This is a genomic window from Desulforamulus hydrothermalis Lam5 = DSM 18033 (genome assembly GCF_000315365.1).
In the GTDB taxonomy this organism is placed as follows: Bacteria; Bacillota; Desulfotomaculia; order Desulfotomaculales; family Desulfotomaculaceae; genus Desulfotomaculum; species Desulfotomaculum hydrothermale.
Genome location: NZ_CAOS01000008.1, coordinates 221,505 through 237,860, shown reverse-complemented (window position 1 = coordinate 237,860; position 16,356 = coordinate 221,505). Strand labels below are relative to the sequence as shown.

The 16,356-nt window shown below is 52.3% G+C and carries 22 protein-coding genes, 1 pseudogene and 1 riboswitch; of the genes and pseudogenes, 16 read left to right on the top strand and 7 right to left on the bottom strand.

Going from position 1 to position 16,356, the window contains the following annotated elements; translation table 11 throughout:
- Positions 1-1,350 carry a Trk system potassium transporter TrkA gene (gene trkA / locus DESHY_RS06325; RefSeq protein WP_008411316.1) on the bottom strand — a complete coding sequence of 450 codons (1,350 nt, stop codon included), beginning with the start codon at positions 1,348-1,350 and terminating at the stop codon, positions 1-3.
- A 164-nt stretch (positions 1,351-1,514) separates the two neighbouring features.
- On the opposite strand from trkA, the gene DESHY_RS14230 reads away from it, so the two are divergent.
- Positions 1,515-1,673, top strand: a complete 159-nt coding sequence (locus DESHY_RS14230; RefSeq protein WP_162829796.1) for a hypothetical protein — start codon at positions 1,515-1,517, stop codon at positions 1,671-1,673.
- Positions 1,674-1,783: 110 nt separating this feature from the next.
- Here the strand turns inward: DESHY_RS14230 and DESHY_RS06320 are convergent, their stop codons facing one another.
- The 6 genes and pseudogenes from DESHY_RS06320 to DESHY_RS14930 form a co-directional block, all read right to left on the bottom strand.
- Positions 1,784-2,242 carry a YhcN/YlaJ family sporulation lipoprotein gene (locus DESHY_RS06320; protein WP_235695528.1) on the bottom strand — a complete coding sequence of 153 codons (459 nt, stop codon included), beginning with the start codon at positions 2,240-2,242 and terminating at the stop codon, positions 1,784-1,786.
- Positions 2,243-2,405: 163 nt separating this feature from the next.
- Positions 2,406-2,978 carry a manganese catalase family protein gene (locus DESHY_RS06315; RefSeq protein WP_008411313.1) on the bottom strand — a complete coding sequence of 191 codons (573 nt, stop codon included), beginning with the start codon at positions 2,976-2,978 and terminating at the stop codon, positions 2,406-2,408.
- Between the two features lie 18 nt (positions 2,979-2,996).
- The gene (locus DESHY_RS06310) at positions 2,997-3,251 is read right to left on the bottom strand and encodes a spore coat protein CotJB (RefSeq protein ID WP_048817949.1); all 255 of its coding nucleotides are present in this window, start codon (positions 3,249-3,251) and stop codon (positions 2,997-2,999) included.
- 33 nt (positions 3,252-3,284) lie between these two features.
- Positions 3,285-3,557, bottom strand: coding sequence for a spore coat associated protein CotJA (locus DESHY_RS06305; RefSeq protein WP_008411310.1), 273 nt, complete (start codon positions 3,555-3,557; stop codon positions 3,285-3,287).
- Between the two features lie 302 nt (positions 3,558-3,859).
- Positions 3,860-4,321, bottom strand: coding sequence for a methyl-accepting chemotaxis protein (locus DESHY_RS14935; protein ID WP_476580438.1), 462 nt, complete (start codon positions 4,319-4,321; stop codon positions 3,860-3,862).
- 6 nt (positions 4,322-4,327) lie between these two features.
- A pseudogene (locus DESHY_RS14930) lies at positions 4,328-4,678 on the bottom strand (sugar diacid recognition domain-containing protein); the annotation flags it as partial.
- Between the two features lie 257 nt (positions 4,679-4,935).
- Here DESHY_RS14930 and DESHY_RS06295 point away from each other — a divergent pair.
- The 15 genes from DESHY_RS06295 to tsaB all read left to right on the top strand — a co-directional run bounded on the left by DESHY_RS06295 (position 4,936) and on the right by tsaB (position 16,349).
- Positions 4,936-6,369: a glucose-6-phosphate isomerase gene (locus DESHY_RS06295; protein ID WP_008411308.1), complete on the top strand. Its 1,434-nt coding sequence runs from the start codon at positions 4,936-4,938 to the stop codon at positions 6,367-6,369.
- Between the two features lie 95 nt (positions 6,370-6,464).
- A complete protein-coding gene (locus DESHY_RS06290; protein ID WP_008411306.1) occupies positions 6,465-6,806 on the top strand; it encodes a hypothetical protein in 342 nt (113 codons plus the stop codon).
- A 152-nt stretch (positions 6,807-6,958) separates the two neighbouring features.
- Positions 6,959-7,609 (top strand): rhomboid family intramembrane serine protease, encoded by a 651-nt coding sequence (locus DESHY_RS06285; RefSeq protein ID WP_008411305.1) that lies wholly within the window; start codon positions 6,959-6,961, stop codon positions 7,607-7,609.
- 130 nt (positions 7,610-7,739) lie between these two features.
- Positions 7,740-8,195, top strand: a complete 456-nt coding sequence (locus DESHY_RS06280; protein WP_048817933.1) for an N-acetyltransferase — start codon at positions 7,740-7,742, stop codon at positions 8,193-8,195.
- A gap of 14 nt (positions 8,196-8,209) precedes the next feature.
- Positions 8,210-8,584: a zinc ribbon domain-containing protein gene (locus DESHY_RS06275; RefSeq protein WP_008411301.1), complete on the top strand. Its 375-nt coding sequence runs from the start codon at positions 8,210-8,212 to the stop codon at positions 8,582-8,584.
- A 162-nt stretch (positions 8,585-8,746) separates the two neighbouring features.
- On the top strand, positions 8,747-9,262 hold the full coding sequence (gene ilvN / locus DESHY_RS06270; protein ID WP_008411300.1) for an acetolactate synthase small subunit: 516 nt from the start codon (positions 8,747-8,749) through the stop codon (positions 9,260-9,262).
- 64 nt (positions 9,263-9,326) lie between these two features.
- Positions 9,327-9,602, top strand: coding sequence for a CopG family ribbon-helix-helix protein (locus DESHY_RS06265; protein ID WP_008411298.1), 276 nt, complete (start codon positions 9,327-9,329; stop codon positions 9,600-9,602).
- Positions 9,603-9,608: 6 nt separating this feature from the next.
- On the top strand, positions 9,609-9,959 hold the full coding sequence (locus DESHY_RS06260; RefSeq protein WP_008411296.1) for a type II toxin-antitoxin system PemK/MazF family toxin: 351 nt from the start codon (positions 9,609-9,611) through the stop codon (positions 9,957-9,959).
- Between the two features lie 56 nt (positions 9,960-10,015).
- Positions 10,016-10,726 (top strand): gamma-glutamyl-gamma-aminobutyrate hydrolase family protein, encoded by a 711-nt coding sequence (locus DESHY_RS06255; RefSeq protein WP_008411295.1) that lies wholly within the window; start codon positions 10,016-10,018, stop codon positions 10,724-10,726.
- Positions 10,727-10,743: 17 nt separating this feature from the next.
- Positions 10,744-11,901 carry an amidohydrolase gene (locus DESHY_RS06250; protein ID WP_008411293.1) on the top strand — a complete coding sequence of 386 codons (1,158 nt, stop codon included), beginning with the start codon at positions 10,744-10,746 and terminating at the stop codon, positions 11,899-11,901.
- 127 nt (positions 11,902-12,028) lie between these two features.
- Entirely contained in the window at positions 12,029-12,436 is a 408-nt protein-coding gene (locus tag DESHY_RS06245) for a response regulator (RefSeq protein WP_008411290.1), read from the top strand.
- 90 nt (positions 12,437-12,526) lie between these two features.
- Positions 12,527-12,640, top strand: a riboswitch (TPP riboswitch).
- A gap of 57 nt (positions 12,641-12,697) precedes the next feature.
- Entirely contained in the window at positions 12,698-13,996 is a 1,299-nt protein-coding gene (thiC, locus tag DESHY_RS06240; protein ID WP_008411289.1) for a phosphomethylpyrimidine synthase ThiC, read from the top strand.
- Between the two features lie 112 nt (positions 13,997-14,108).
- Positions 14,109-15,128, top strand: coding sequence for a thiamine-phosphate kinase (gene thiL, locus DESHY_RS06235; RefSeq protein ID WP_008411287.1), 1,020 nt, complete (start codon positions 14,109-14,111; stop codon positions 15,126-15,128).
- A gap of 50 nt (positions 15,129-15,178) precedes the next feature.
- Complete coding sequence (gene tsaE / locus DESHY_RS06230) at positions 15,179-15,664, top strand: tRNA (adenosine(37)-N6)-threonylcarbamoyltransferase complex ATPase subunit type 1 TsaE (RefSeq protein WP_008411286.1); 486 nt, start codon at positions 15,179-15,181, stop codon at positions 15,662-15,664.
- On the top strand, positions 15,645-16,349 hold the full coding sequence (gene tsaB, locus DESHY_RS06225) for a tRNA (adenosine(37)-N6)-threonylcarbamoyltransferase complex dimerization subunit type 1 TsaB (RefSeq protein ID WP_008411284.1): 705 nt from the start codon (positions 15,645-15,647) through the stop codon (positions 16,347-16,349). The genes tsaE and tsaB overlap by 20 nt, the downstream gene beginning before the upstream one ends.
- The last annotated feature ends 7 nt before the right edge of the window (positions 16,350-16,356 follow it).

Genomic DNA, 16,356 nt, shown 5'->3' with positions numbered 1-16,356 from the left:
CTATTTTCCTCCTGCATCAAACAGCTTCTCAATGGTGTTTAATGTATGCCCCAGGGCAAAAACAACAATCCGGTCTTCCGCCAGTATTTTTTCTGTTCCTTCCGGGATTATTGCCCGGTCTTCCCGCAAAATAGCTCCCACAATAACGTTTTTGGGCAAACCGCATTTAGCCAGGGGTTTACCCACTACACGGCTGGCCGCCGGGACAATTAATTCCACCACCTCGGCCTTGCCGTTTAACAACATAAACAGCGATAACAAGCGCCCCCCCTGGATAAAACGAACTATTTCGCTGGCGGTAATTAAACGGGGACTGACGGCGGCATCCACACCTAAACTCTCCACAATGGGCGCATAACTGGCCCGGCTGACTTTGGCCACCACCATTTTAGCGCCCATTTGCTTGGCCAGCAAAGAAATCAGCAGGTTTTCTTCATCCAGACCGGTCACCGCCACAAAACCGTCGGTTTCTTCAATACCTTCCCGCTTGAGCAGGTCAACGTCGGTCCCGTCCCCGTTTAAGATCAGGGCGTTAGGTAAACGCTCCGCCAGTTCCTGGCAGCGGGCATAGTTTTGCTCAATAACTTTTACCGACATGCCCAGCGAACAAAGTTTATCGGCCAGGTAATAAGCCAAACGGCCGCCCCCCAAAATGATTACGGTATGAATTCTTTTTTGACGGCGTTTTTTAACCTTTGATACCAGGGTATCGATACTGCTGGGCAAACCCAGGATGTATAGGGTGTCACCGGGTAGAATAAAATCCATGCCGCCGGGTACGATCATATCGCCCCGGCGGGAAATAGCTACAATCAAGCAGGAAGGGGGCATGTCTAAATCCTTAATCCGTTTGTTAACAAACAGCACCATGCCTTCATCTACTGTAATGTCAGCCATTTGCACCTTGCCCTGGCCAAAGGGCTCAGTATGCACCGGCAAAGCCATAGTTAGCATACGAACAATTTCCCTGGCGGCTGCCAGTTCCGGGTTAATAATCAAGTCCAGGCCCAAGTCTTCCCGGGAAAAGGATGAGTCCATGGCGTAGTGCGGGTCGCGCACCCGGACAATGGATTTTTTAATGCCCAGTTTTTTGCCCGTCATGCCTGCGATGATATTGACTTCATCACTGTCTGTGACAGCCAGCAGCAGTTCGCTGTCCACCACATGGGGATGCCGCAGTACCTGGGCGGTGGCGCCGTTGCCCCGTAAAATCATGACGTCCAGCTGCTCATCTACCCTGGCCAGCTTGCTTTCATCCTTGTCCACCACCAGAATGTCGTGGCCTTCTTCGCATAAACGTTTAGCTGTTTCAAAGCCCACTTTACCTGCTCCGATTATGGTTATTTTCATCAACGGCCACCCTCCGGCAGTTAAATAATAAAAGGTCTAATACTGTAATACTGTATTAATAAGCAAAAATCAAGGATAATTTTTACCGCCAAATGTCACAAAGTATTAATCCCTTGATAAAAATCAAGGGATTGCAGAGTGTCGACAAACATTAACTGTGGTTTATGATCCCCTTTGGCTCCGGTCTACGCACCGACAGCACTATGATTCGCTCCGTTCGCCCTTGGGGTCGCCTCAAACGGGCCATCCTGGCCCGGTTCGGCTGGCGCCCACGTCCTGTGGGCGCCACCCCAATGGCTCCTTTCGCTCATCAAGTGCTGTGACCGGTGCTTCGACAAGTCGCCGACAGGGGATCATAAAACCACCTCACTTTGTTTTACAACCTTTGCCTACACTCTGTAATCCCTTGATAAAAATCAAGGGATTGTAAAATTTATTCTTTGGTGGGCGTCATGCGGCGCACAATTTCGTCCAGCTGCTTGGTGAAGTCTGTTACCGGCCTGCCCTGGCGGATGCCTTCGGAAATGTTTCTTATGCGGGTTACCGTATCAGCATCGGTGGAGACACGCACATCGTTAATTTGCCGGTCTGCATTTTTCAGGCGCTGCCCAACCTCGGATTTTATGCGGTCGGTTTGGGCTGCTTCCATGTTTTTGTCGATATTAAGCCCCACCACAGCCATGTTGCCGGAAACCACCACATAGGCGCTTTTCACGCCTTCTACTTTGGCAGCTTCTTGAGCCAGCATCCGGGCTTGCTTATTTTCCCGGGCCACCGGGTTGCGGTTGGTGGCTTCCGGTTTGCGGGCGGCAGTGCAGCCGGCGGCTAACATGGCGGCCATAAGAAGGCAAAATATAACAATCCATTTTTTATTAACAGGCAAATCTTTCACCCCCTTCCTCAAATGTATTATTCCAAACAGCAGGGGGCTTATGTAAGTTAATATAAAAAGACTATATCAGGCGGTTTAAAACAGGTACGGGGCGGTTAAGATCCGGCGTTGGCCGGCGGACCAAACCGCCCCGCAGGGCATATGGATTAAATTTATCTAAAAATTAGTAAAATTTCTTTTGCTTCATGTACTCTTGAATATCCATCAGGGTTTCGCCAAAGCGCTGGAAGTGTACTATTTCTCTTTCCCGCAGCCAGCGCAAAACATTGGTTGCTTCCGGGTCGTCGGACAGGCGGATGAGGTTTTCGTAGACCGCCCGGGCCTTTGCTTCGGCAGCCAGGTTTTCCTGCAGATCGGCTGCCGGATCACCGGTGGCGGAAACATAAGCGGCGATCCAGGGTACCCCTGCAGCATTTTCCCACCACAGGGCTTTGCCGTGGTCAGCATAGTGCGAACCCCAGCCGGCAGCTTTAATTTGATCCACCGAGGCACCTTCCAAGAGTTTATGCACCAGAGTGGCTACAATTTCCATATGGGCCAGTTCTTCCGTACCAATATCGGTAAGAACGCCTTTGGCCTTGTTGGTGGGCATGCTGTAACGCATGTTTAAGTACCTGAGAGAAGCACCCAGCTCACCTTCCGGGCCGCCGTACTGCGTAATTATAAATGAGGCCAAACGGGGATTGGGGCCGCATACCCGAACCGGTATTTGCAATTTCTTTTCATATACCCACATACTCACAAATCCTTTCGCTTAGTATTTAATTTCCCAGGGCCAGGGCGAATTGATCCACTGCCAGTAATTACCCGCATTGGGTGAAAAACCAAAATTGCAGAGGGGACCGTAGGTTTGTTCGTAAGTGCGCTTGCACTGCATTAACTCCTGATGAATTTTATTAAACTGGGCCAGGGATTCCTGGCAATCCGGGTGAGTGTCCAGGAAGAGGTTAAGTTCCAGGGCAGCAAATTCCAGTTGCATAATTTGCATGAGCAGTTGATATTGGGCCATTGCCTGTGCTTCCACAGTATTCACCTCCGTTTGTTAACGAGGATAGGGTTGGTATAAAGAAGGGTACAGGGTGCCTGCTTCCAGGGCTTTTCTCAGATCAAACTGAGCATCCCCGCAGGGTTGGATGGGAATATAAACCTGTGCCAGTTGCCAGCCGGGATAAGGGCAATAGCCGGCTTGGCCGCCGGGCATAGCGGGGTAATTGGGCATCATGCCCGGCCCGGGATAAAGCATGCCGCTTTGGCCGGGGCTCATAGGTGCAGCCTGAACCACCGGCTGCTCGGACGGTTTTTCTTCTCTGAACAAAGCACATACCTCCATTCAATTGGGCAGTTACTTTTTGTTACCAAATTATGATTAGTGCAGGAAATGTGTGACAGCAGTGCCTGATTTAAGCAAAAAAAATCCTGCGGTTTACCGCAGGAAACAGACTGTAGACAAAGGCTGCAAAACAAAGTCGAGGTGGTTTTATGATCCCCTGCCGGCGACCGGAGCCAAAGGGGATCATAAACCACCGCTAATGTTTGTCGACACTCTGATTCCTGCGGGTTACCGCAGGAAAGTGTGCAGACCAACCGTTGTCTGTTGCGCAGTATGGGAGTTACTGCCTAAGCAAAGTTGCCGGCCAGCTGATCCATTTGCAAGGATATGTCTGTCAGCTGGGCGGCCAGTTCCTCCAGGGAGGCGGTTTGGCTTTCTGTTAAAGAAGCATGCTGCAGCACTGCGCCGGCAATTTGTTGAAAAATTTCCCTGATTTCAGCAATTATTTGGGCTGTATCTGATACCGATTTGGCGCTGGAGTTTGCCAGCTTGCGAATTTCGGTGGCCACTACGCCGAAGCCCCGGCCCTGTTCACCCGCCCGGGCTGCTTCGATGGCCGCATTTAAGCCCAGCAGGTTGCTGCGTGTGGAGATTTCTTCAATGGCCTCCAGGATGCGGTTAACTTGTTCTACCTTCAGGTTGGCCTGTTCTGCCGTTTGGGCCAGATCCTGGCTGCCTTTTACCAGGTGTTGGGCTGAGGCAGAAACTTCTTCAATGGCCGCTGTGGCTTCCTGCAGCCGGGCATGCACTTGCTGCACGGTTTGCCGGACAGCTTGGTTAGCCATTTCCCGGGCAATCCAGGCTTCCACCACCCGAATGCCAATGCGAGCCATGGGTTTGGTACGGTGCGGGTCGCCGGAGATGCCCAGGCCGGCTATCCGCCGGTTATTAAACACAATGGGAGCTGTATAGCCGGGCTTAACCCCGCTGAGGTGCCGGCAGTCTTCCTCGGTAATGAATGCCTCATCAATTTCGCCGGCCAGCAGTTTTCGGGCGCCTTCATGTACAGTGCCCAGCCTTTCCGGTTGGGTGGTGGCAATAATAACGCCGCCCTTGCCCATGATATGTACATTTTCACCGGTTTCCCCGGCCACCATAGATACCACCTGGGGACCGATGGTTTCTAAAATGGTGTAAATAGCATCAACTTCATTATCTGAATTGTAAGACAAAGTAAAATCACCCACTTTCTGTCTGTAAGATTTTTTTAATATTTTAACACAAATTTCGGCATTTTTGGACAGTTTTTAATACCGGGCAACGGCAAGGGCAAAAAAATGGGCAAACTAATTTAGCATTTAGTATGTATTAAAAGGAATAATATGGTAATATACTGACAAGCATTTTGCAGAGGAGGATGATTATGACCCGCTACCGGCAACCCCAATGGCAGGCCCAAATGAAACTGCAAATTGATTATAACAATATGATGGCGGATTATGTAGGGCCGCAAGAAGGTTTTACCCGGCAGGACATTGAGAGCCTGGCGGGGCAGCTGCAGGCAGCCCATCAACGTATGCTGGCCAAAAGAAGCGCCGGCGAAATGCAGTGGCGAGATTTGCCGTGGCAGCAAGAGGCAGAAGTGCGGCAAATAATCAAAACCGCCCGGGAGGTGCGCCGCCGTTGCGAAAACTTTGTTGTGTTGGGAATCGGGGGTTCCGCCCTGGGGCCGCTGGCGGTACAGACCGCTCTTAACCACCTGCATTATAACGAGCTGCCGCCGGACAAGCGTGGCGGGCCCAGGTTTTATGTGTTGGATAATATAGATCCGGAGCGGGTGGCCGCCCTGTTTGACATTATTGACCCGGCCCAAACTATTTTTAATGTAATCAGTAAATCCGGCAGTACTGCTGAAACCATGGCCCAGTTTATGATCGTATATCAAATGTTGCGTCAAAAACTGGGCAGCGGGTATGCTGCCCATATTATTGCCACCACAGACGCTGAGCGGGGTAACTTAATTAAAATTGCCCGGGCGGAGGGTTATGCCACCTTTATTATTCCGTCCGGCGTGGGGGGGCGGTATTCCGAGCTTTCCCCGGTGGGATTGCTGCCTGCGGCGGTATGTGGCATTGATATTGAAGAGTTGCTGGCGGGGGCCGCCTATATGGACCAACTTTGCCGGACGGCCGACGTGTTTGCTAACCCGGCTTATTTGCTGGCGGCGTTGCAGTTTTTAGCCATGCAGCGAGGCAAAAATATTTCTGTCATGATGCCTTATGCCGAAAGTTTAAAGTATTTTGCTGACTGGTATGCCCAATTATGGGCAGAAAGCCTGGGTAAGCGCTATAATTTGAGCGGCGAGGAGGTGTTTACGGGGCAGACGCCGGTCAAGGCCCTGGGTGCCACCGACCAGCATTCCCAGGTGCAGCTTTATACCGAAGGGCCCTTTGACAAGGTTGTTACATTTTTAAAGGCAGGCAGTTTCCGGGCGGAGGTAGATATACCCCGGGTGTTTAAACATGTTTCCGGCCTGGCTTTCTTGGGCGGCCATACCCTGGGGGAATTGCTCACCGCCGAGCAGCTGGCCACAGAATATGCCCTCATGAAGGCCGCACGCCTGAGCTTTACGATTACCTTGCCGGAAATTAACCCCTTCACAGTGGGCCAACTGATTCAACTGCTGGCAGTCAAAACTGCTTTTGCAGGGGAATTGTTGCACATTAACGCCTTTGACCAGCCCGGTGTGGAGGAAGGAAAAAACGCCACCTACGCCTTGCTGGGCCGGCCGGGCTACGAAGCCAAAAAAGAAGAACTGGCTGCCCGCCCGGCCAAAAATCCGGCTTATATTATTTAGGGCCGGTTCGCTGTGTATGCAAAAAAATGTTTTATATGCGCAAACTAATAATTAGCTGCAGCACAGGCAGTTACTAATAAACAGGAGGTAAATCCATGCAGCGGCTGCCCGAACAAGATATCTATATTTATCAAACCCCGGGGGAAGAAGTGCATAAGATTTTGGTGGGAGATATGGACGGTAAGCGCCTTAAGGCCCTGGCTAAAGTACTGACTGACAGCGGCCGCATAGTTTATAAAATTTTGGCTGAAGATGCCCGAAGAAATGTTGAAACGCTGGCAGCAGGAGAGGGGGGGCCGGAGGATTTTATGCAGGAAGTTAACCGCTTCGGCAAGCAATATTTAGAACCCCTTGGTGAGTCCTGGCGGGAAGTACAGCCCAAAATCATCGACCGGCTGCCTGCCCGCCGGCCTTGCCTGAAAACCCCCCTGGCATAATTTTTGCTGCGCTTCCGCAGATGTTGATTAAACCGCCCCATACAGGTTTTTGCACGCTGCCCGCAGTCAGTTGCTGCGGGTATTTGTGTGACACATGAACATGTTAAGCGATAAAATATTGTATAATACAGAAAAACAGCGGAGGTAGTGCCGTGATTCCACTTAAAGACAATATTCCTTCAAGGAGTTTTCCTTTGGTTACTTTGCTCCTTATCGGCCTTAATACCCTGGCCTGGCTGTACGAACTGTCCCTGGGCCCCTATATGGATGATTTGATTCTGTTTTTCGGTGTAACCCCGGCGCAGCTGTTCCACATGGGTTTGGGCAGCCAGCTGTTTGTTATGACAACCGCCATGTTTTTGCACGGCAGCTGGATGCACTTTTTGGGCAATATGCTATATTTGTGGATTTTTGGGGACAACGTGGAAGATCGTATGGGAAAGTTACGGTTCTTGCTGTTTTACCTGATAACCGGCTATCTTGCCACCCTGGCCCATGTTATTTCTGACCCGTCCTCCGCTTCGCCGTTAATCGGTGCCAGCGGAGCCATAGCCGGCGTGTTGGGAGGCTATTTTATTCTTTATCCTTACGCCAGGGTGCTTACATTAATCCCTATTTTTATTTTTATCCAAATCATCCGGATACCTGCTTTTTATTTCTTGGGCTTTTGGTTTCTGCTGCAAATTTTAAATCAAGCCTTTAGTTTGCCGGGTACCCAGTCGGTGGCTTTTTTGGCCCATATTGCCGGATTTGCCGCAGGAGCCCTGCTGGTAAAAAGGTTTCAAAAAACTTACCGCTATTAACCGGCCTCACTCGTTAGCACAAAAAAGAGAAATTTGTTGAAAACAGCAGGTCTTTTTGGCATAAATGGCGAATAATTTAATCCATATTTGTATCTATACTGCTTGCAATAAACAACAAGGAGATGTCACAGTGCAGATTAGAAAAGCAAAAATTTCAGATGTTGAACAAATACATCAATTGATCAGCCACTATGCTGCTCAGGGCCAGATGCTGGCCCGGGCCAGGACAACCCTTTATGAAGGGATTCGCGAGTTTTCTGTGGTGGAAACCGACGGCAAAGTGGTGGCCGCCGGTTCGCTGCATGTGTTGTGGCATGATCTGGCTGAAATCCGGGCTCTGGCGGTGGCGCCTGACTATACCGGCCGGGGCCTGGGCAGGGCGCTGGTGGAAACCTTTTTGCAAGAAGCCAGGGAGTTAGAATTGCCCCGGGTATTTGCCCTGACTTATAAACCGGCCTTTTTTGCCCGCTGTGGTTTCCGGCTGATCAATAAAGAAGAACTGCCGCACAAAGTGTGGAAGGAGTGTGTTAACTGCCCGCAGTTCCCTAACTGTGAGGAAAGTGCGGTAATTATAGATTTAAAATAAAGGGGGTAAGATACATGGAATTTATTAAAAACATCGGTGAAAAAGCCAAGGATATTGGCGAAAAAGCCAGGGAAATTACCAAACGTTCCGGTGAGCTGTTAGAAGTTACTAAAATGCGTTACGAAATCAACAAGTTAGAAAAAATAATGGTAAATAACATTGAAGCCCTGGGCGAGCTTTACTACCGCAAGTTTAAAGGGGAAGAGGAACTGGTGCCGGAAATTGAGCGGCTTTGCCAGTCCACCCTGGCTGTGGAGCAGGATATACAAAAGCTGCGGCAACAAATTGAGAAATTAATGCCCAAACCGGCTTTGTGTTCTCAATGCGGCAAAGAGCTGCCGGAAGAAGCCCGGTATTGTCCGTACTGCGGTACCAAGATAACCGAATAATCGGCACCGGTTTTTACCTGGTGCCGTATGCAGGAATATAGACAAAAATGCAGAAAACCATAACCTAGTGTTAGCCTGGTGTGGCTGCCTGCCCAACCTTGCCGACACTCTGAACATGAGGTGCTGCCTTAGGGAGTAGCCCGTTACTAAGGGGAGTTTAACATGAGACACAGTTTAGCCGTACTGGTATTAAACAAGCCAGGGGTTTTAGCCAGAATTTCCGGTTTGCTCAGCCGTCGCATGTTCAATATTGAGAGTATTGCCGCAGGGTATACCGAGGATCCCAATATTACGCGCATTACCCTGGTGGTGCAGGGGGATGAAAACATCCTTTATCAGGTGGTAAAACAGCTGAGCAAGCTGGTGGATGTTATTAAAATCCATGAGTTGGCCGCTGCGGATTCCATCAGCCGGGAGCTGGCGCTCATCAAAGTAAGGGCTAACGACCCCGGCCGGCGGGCGGATATTGTTAATATTGTAGATATTTTTCGAGCCAATGTGGTGGATGTCAACAGCGAAACCATGGTTATTGAACTGACCGGCACGGAAGAAAAAATTGACGCCCTCTGCGGTATGCTGCGGGAGCATGGCATAGTAGAAATGGTGCGTACGGGTAAAATCTGTTTGGATCGGGGGCCGGGTGCGGCCAAAGATGCACCGGATAATTACCTGACATAATTTTGCCCGTTCTGGGTATATATTTATCATATATCAAAATGTATTGAACAAGGAGGTCCGGTAGGTGTCTCAGGCTCAAGTTAAACGAATCATGATCAGCCTACCCGACAGTCTGCTGGCGGAAGTGGACAATATCGTCGAGGAAGAAAGACTAAATCGCAGCGAATTTATCCGGGAAGCCATGAAACTTTATATTGCTGAGCGTAAACGTCGCATCTTAAGAGAACAAATGAAAAAGGGCTATTTGGAAATGGCAAAATTAAATCTGGCTCTGGCCGTTGAGTATCAGCGGATTGAGAATTTCTCCCCGGGTTATGAGCTGGCCAAAGCGGAGGGATAAGGCTTCATGCAGGTTCGGCGCGGCGATGTATTTTATGCCGATCTTAGCCCGGTGGTCGGCTCAGAACAGGGAGGCATCAGACCGGTATTAATTCTGCAAAATGATATTGGCAACCAGTATAGTCCCACCACCATTATTGCGGCTATTACCTCCCAGATTGCCAAAGCAAAGCTCCCCACCCATGTGGAAATCCAAGCCAAGGCTACCGGGCTGGAAAAGGATTCGGTTATTCTTTTGGAACAATTAAGAACCATTGACAAGAGCAGGTTATTTGAAAAAGTTTCATCATTGAATGAAGAATTAATGAACAAAGTAAACCGGGCGGTAGAAATCAGCCTGGGATTGGTAGAAATTTAGGCGCATTTTGCATACACTCCCAAGAGGGGTGTATTTTTCTTAAGGAGTGCATGTCGATGAGGCCGGTAATCGGTATTACCAGTTCCTACGACCGGGAAAGCGGTCGCACGTTTTTGAGCAGGTATTATGTAGAGGCGGTGCAGGCTGCCGGTGGATTGCCTTTAGTGCTGCCCTGTATCCTGGCTGAGGAGCAGGCAGAAGAAATTGTGGCGGCGGTGGACGGCCTGCTGTTATCCGGCGGGGTAGATGTGGATCCCCTGTTGTTTGGTGAACAACCTCATCCCCTGATGGGGGATATTTGCCCGGACCGGGATCGTTTTGAACTGGCCCTTACCCGGCTGGCGCTGGCCCGGGACCTGCCTGTGCTGGCCATTTGCCGCGGTATCCAGCTGCTTAATGTGGCTGCCGGCGGTACCCTCTGGCAGGATATCAGTTTAGCTGTGCAGCAGCCATTAAAACATGACCAGCAGGCACCCCGCCGGTACGGTACCCATACCATTCAAATACAGGCGGGCAGCCGGTTGGCAGCTGCCTGGGGCGACAGTATGGTGGTTAACTCCTTTCATCATCAGGCGGTAAACCGGGTGGCCGAAGGCTTCCAGGTTACCGCCCGGTCTGCTGACGGAATTGTGGAAGGATTAGAAAGTAACAGGCACACCTATGTGGTGGGGGTACAGTGCCATCCCGAATGTATGTACCAGGATGCCCGTATCCTGGCTTTATTTAAAAGTTTTGTGCAGGCCGCGATGAATAAACGAACCGGTTAACTGACAGGAGGAAGACGATGTTTGCCATTATTAACGGAACAGTGTTTACCATGGCGGGGCCGCCCATCAGTCGCGGCACTGTTTTGGTGGAAGGCAGCAAAATTGTACAGGTAGGCCGGCAGCTGCCCCTGCCCGATGATATCGAAGTGTTTGATGCAACAGGCAAACTGGTGCTGCCCGGTTTAATTGATGCCCATACTCATGTGGGCATTATGGAAGAAATTTACCGCCTGGAAGGAGATGACACCAACGAAACCAGCAACCCGGTGACCCCCCACCTGCGGGCCATTGATGCGGTAAATCCGTATGACCTTGGTTTTCAAGATGCCCTGGCCGGCGGGGTTACCACGGTTGTCACCGGGCCCGGCAGTGCCAATGTGGTGGGCGGCGAAATGGTGGTTATGAAGACTCACGGTACGGTGGTGGATGACATGATCATCCGCTTTCCGGCCGGTCTTAAATGTGCCCTGGGCGAAAACCCCAAGCGGGTTTATGGCAGCGGTAAAAAAATGCCCGCCACCCGCATGGCCTCGGCGGCCCTGTTGAGAGAAACCCTGGTGGCGGCACAAAATTACCTGGTTAAACAGAAACGGGCAGCGGCGGAGGGAAATATACCGGAACGTGATTTGCAAATGGAAGCGGTGGTCAGGGTGCTTAAGAAAGAAGTTCCCCTGCGGGTGCATGCCCACCGGGCGGATGATATTATGACCGCTGTGCGTATAGCCCGGGAATTTGACCTGGACTTGGTGGTGGAACACTGCACCGAGGGACATCTGATTGCCCCCTGGCTGGCAGCGGCCGGAGTTAAGGCAGTGGTGGGGCCTGTTATCAGCAACCGGGCCAAAGTGGAATTAATGAACCGCAGCCTGGAAACCGCCCTGGCTTTATGTCAGGCCGGCGTCCCCTTTGCCCTGATGACCGACCACCCGGTGGTGCCGATACAATATCTCAGTCTTTCTGCAGCCTTGGCAGTCAAGGGAGGGCTGCCGGAGGAAACGGCCTTAAAGGCCATTACCGTTGATGCCGCCGGACTGCTGGGTATCCGGCAGCGGGTGGGGTCCCTGGAAGCGGGCAAAGATGCCGACATAATAGTTGCTGACCGCTCCCTGTTCGACCCCAACCACCGGATTGAGATGGTTTTTGTAAACGGTTGCCAGGTTATTGGAAAAAAGTGAAAATTTTCATAAAAAGTGTTTTTTGCTGAAAGGATTTAACAGACTTCCGTCGAATCTAATAAGTGCCTAAATGGTAAAATGTGTATGACTTGCCATTTTGTCACAATATGTCGAGAGGAGTAGAACTGTGAAAAAAACACTCGATGTATTAGTTGTGGATGACCAGGTGGGGGTACGTTATCTGCTGGAGATAATTGCCTTAGAAGCGGGCCACCGGGTTCAATCCGCACAAAACGGTTTAGAAGCCATTGAGAAGGTGCGGCTTCATAAGCCGGATTTAGTTTTTATGGACGTACGGATGCCTATTATGGGAGGCCTGGAAGCCCTGACGAAAATAACAAAAATGGCTCCCGGTACAGCGGTGGTGATTATGACAGCTTACGGGGCGGAGGAAACCGCTGCCGTTGCTTTGCAAAAGGGGGCTTACTTATGCATGAGCAAACCCTTTGACTTGGGGGAGGTAAAAAAACTGCTGCAGGATTTTGCCGGCCGCTTAAACTGTTATCAGCAATCCTGTGCCGAAAGCTTTGCCTGAAAAAATTATTTGCGGCGGGCATAAAATTTTAGCAGGTTTTTTTCGGGCTGCATAGAATACCTGGGTGTATGACAACTTTATATGAACAGGATAAACCAATGGGGGGGCCCGGTGAGGCGGGCTGAGATAAGCACCCGATGATGTGCTTGACCCTTTGAACCTGATCTGGTTAGTACCAGCGAAGGGAATGTGGGAAGCCGTTTATTAACCAAACCCATAATTCCTATGGGTTTTTTTATTTTCTATGGGAGGTTGAAAACCATGACACAACTGTTAGCGGCCAGGGCAGGCGAAATTACCCCGGCCATGCGCCGGGTGGCTGAAAAGGAAGGGGTAACGCCTGAGTTTGTACGGCAAGGGGTGGCGGCAGGAACCATTGTCATACCGGCCAACATTAATCACCAGAACCTGGATCCGGTGGGTTTTGGCCGGGGATTGAGAACAAAGGTCAATGCCAATATCGGAACCTCCACCGGCTTTCCGGATCCGGCCAGGGAGCTGGAAAAACTGCAGGTTGTTCAGTCAGCCGGCGCGGATGCGGTGATGGACCTGAGTACCGGCGGTGATATTGACCTGGGCCGCCGGCAAATTATCCGGGCCAGCCGCCTTCCGGTGGGAACGGTGCCGGTTTATCAGGCCTTTTTGGAGAACCGGGCGAAAAGGGGCAATATGTTAACCATGTCGGCGGCTGACCTGTTTGAGGTAATTGAAAGGCACTGTGCGGACGGGGCAGACTTTATTACCGTTCACTGCGGTATTACTTTAGAGGTACTCAAACGTCTGAAAAACCAGCCCCGCCTTACCGATATAGTCAGCCGGGGCGGCTCCTTCTTAACTGCCTGGATGCTGCACCACGGCCAGGAAAACCCGCTTTATGAACAGTATGACCGGTTGCTGGAAATTTGCCTTAAACACGATGTCACCTTGAGTTTGGGGGACGGCCTGCGGCCCGGTTGCCTGGCGGACGCAACCGACCGGCCGCAACTGCAGGAACTGATTATCCTGGGCGAGCTGACGGACAGGGCCCGGGCCGCCGGAGTGCAGGTGATGGTTGAGGGGCCGGGGCATGTGCCGCTGGACCAAATTGCCGCCAACGTCCAGGTGCAAAAAACCCTCTGCCAGGGGGCTCCCTTTTATGTGCTGGGGCCCCTGGTGACCGACATTGCCCCCGGTTACGACCATATTACCGCCGCAATCGGCGGGGCTGTAGCTGCGGCGGCAGGGGCAGATTTTCTTTGTTATGTGACACCGGCGGAACACCTGGGCTTACCAACCCTGGAGGATGTGCGGGAAGGCATTATGGCCTGCCGCCTGGCCGCCCATGCGGCTGATATCGCAAAGGGAGTGCCCGGCGCCCTGGAGTGGGACCGGCAGATGTCTGCTGCCCGCAAGGCCTTGGATTGGGACAAGCAGACAGCCCTGGCGCTGGATCCCCGGAAAGCAGCCCGTTTCCGGCAGGAGCGCAACCCGGACGGCCATGAAGCCTGCACTATGTGCGGTGATTATTGCGCTATGAAAATTGTCGGGCAGTATTTGGGTAAAGCGTCGGCGGGCTGCTAGAACAATAAAACCACCTAAACTTTCCCTGGTCTGCAGTGTGGCCCCTGTCTTTTAAAAGACAGGGGTCTTGCTATATAATAACCATAGTTTGGCAGGAAAGGAGCTATCTGCGTTGAATCTTTCACAGGTTGGCGAATTTGGTTTGATAAACCTGTTAAAAAAAGATCTACTTCCCGCTTCACCCGGTGTAATTGCCGGTATCGGGGATGATGCGGCGGTTTTGCAGTGTGCCGGCGACTGCTGGCAGTTGTTTACCACCGATATGCTGGTGGAAGGCATCCACTTCCGGTTGGACTGGTGTGATTATGCCGATGTAGGGTATAAAGCCCTGGCGGTCAATATCAGCGATATTGCTGCCATGGGGGGCAGGCCCACCCACGGCGTGGTATCGCTGGCCCTGCCTGAACATATCCAGGTGGCGGATGTGCTGGCCATTTACCGTGGGCTGCGGGAAATGGCCGGCCTTTATCAAGTCAACCTGGTGGGGGGAGATACGGTCAAATCCCCCGGCCCGCTGGTAATTAATATTGCCCTGCTGGGAGAAGTGCCGGCGGGCCGGGCGGTGTACCGTTCGGGAGCCGCACCGGGGGACCTGATTTATACTACCGGCCGGCTGGGTACTGCGGCCGCCGGCCTTTATGTGCTGTCCCATCAAGTGAACTGCTCACCGTCTTTAAAAGAACAGCTGATTAAAGCCCACCTGCGGCCGGTGCCCCGGGTGGCGGCGGGGGTTCTGCTGGCCGGCCTGGAAGGGGTATCAGCCCTGGACGATAACAGCGACGGGCTGGCGGCTGAATTAAGGGAAATTTGCTCAGCCAGCTCAACGGGCTGCTTAATTTGGCAAAAGGCGTTGCCGGTATTGCCGGCAGTTAGCCGGCTGGCCGGCCGGCTGGGCACTGATATCCTGGATTGGGTGATGAACGGCGGCGAAGACTACGAACTGTTGTTTACCCTGCGGCCAAAGCACCGCCGGGCGGTGGAGGAAGCGTTGCAGCGGGCGGCTGTTCCTTTTACGGCCATCGGTGTTATGCTGCCGGCCGGCGAGGGACTGTTGTTGGAAAGGCCCAACGGCGTCAGGGAGATGATCAACATGAGGGGATATAATCATTTTGCCGGCAGCCCCGCCGGCTAATGAAAAACTGCCGCTGCCGGCAATACTATAACAAGGGCGGGTGATTTTTTATGAGTGAAGCAATGGTTGTCAGCCGCTCCCCGGCTGAAACAAGGCAGCTGGGCCAAAAAATGGCGGGGCTTTTGCAAGCCGGGGATATCATATGCCTGAACGGTGACCTGGGGGCAGGGAAAACCGCCTTTTCCCAGGGCGTGGCCGAGGGTTTGGGGGTCAAGGGGCCGGTTACCAGCCCCACCTTTACCTTAATTAACGAATATGAAGGGCGGCTGCCCCTTTATCATTTTGATGTATACCGGTTAGGCGGGCCGGCCGACCTGGAGGACCTGGGTTATGAGGAGTATTTTTACGGTCAGGGTGTCTGTTTGATTGAATGGGCCCGGCGGGTTGCCGATCTTTTACCCGGGCAGCGCCTGGATATTTGTTTGACGAGAGAAGAAGGTGTTGAGGCAGTGCGCCGGATTTACTTCCGGCCAAAGGGCGAACGCTATCAGCAGTTGCTGGAGGAGTTGATGAAGCTTGTACGTTTTGGGGATTGAAGCAGCCACTCCGGTGGCCGGGGTGGCGGTGGCGGCGGATGGCTGCATCCTGGCGGAGCGGCTGGTAAATAATCGCCGCACCCATTCGGTAAACCTGCTGCCCATGATTAAAGCAGTTATTGAAGAAGCGGGCATAAGCGCCGGGCAGATCGGGGCTGTGGCAGTATCATCCGGGCCGGGCTCCTTTACCGGATTAAGAATCGGTTTGACCACCGCCAAAACCTTGGCCTGGCTCTGGCAGGTGCCGCTGGTGGGAGTATCCACCCTGGAGGCACTGGCCCTGCCGCTGGCATCCCAGGCGCAAATTATCTGTCCTATCCTGAATGCCCGTAAAAATGAAGTTTATGCCGCTGTTTTCAGAGGCAATGCCGGCCAACCGGAGCTGCTGGCCGGCCCCCTGGCCCTGGGTATTGAAGAATTGGTGCAGCTTTTACAACAATGGGAAGGGCCGGTAACCTTTCTGGGTGACGCCGTACCGGAATACCGGCAGCAACTGGAGACTTGTCTGGGCCGGCGTGCCGTGATGGCACCCCGCTGTGCCATGCTGCCCAGAGGAGGCGCGCTGGCAGAATTGGGTTGGCGCAAAATGATGAGCGGCGGCGGCGTGCCGCCCCTGCAGCTGGCACCGGAATATATCAGGTTGTCCGAGGCGGAGGTTAAGCTGGCGGCCAAGGGCGGGAAGTAGGTGGCTG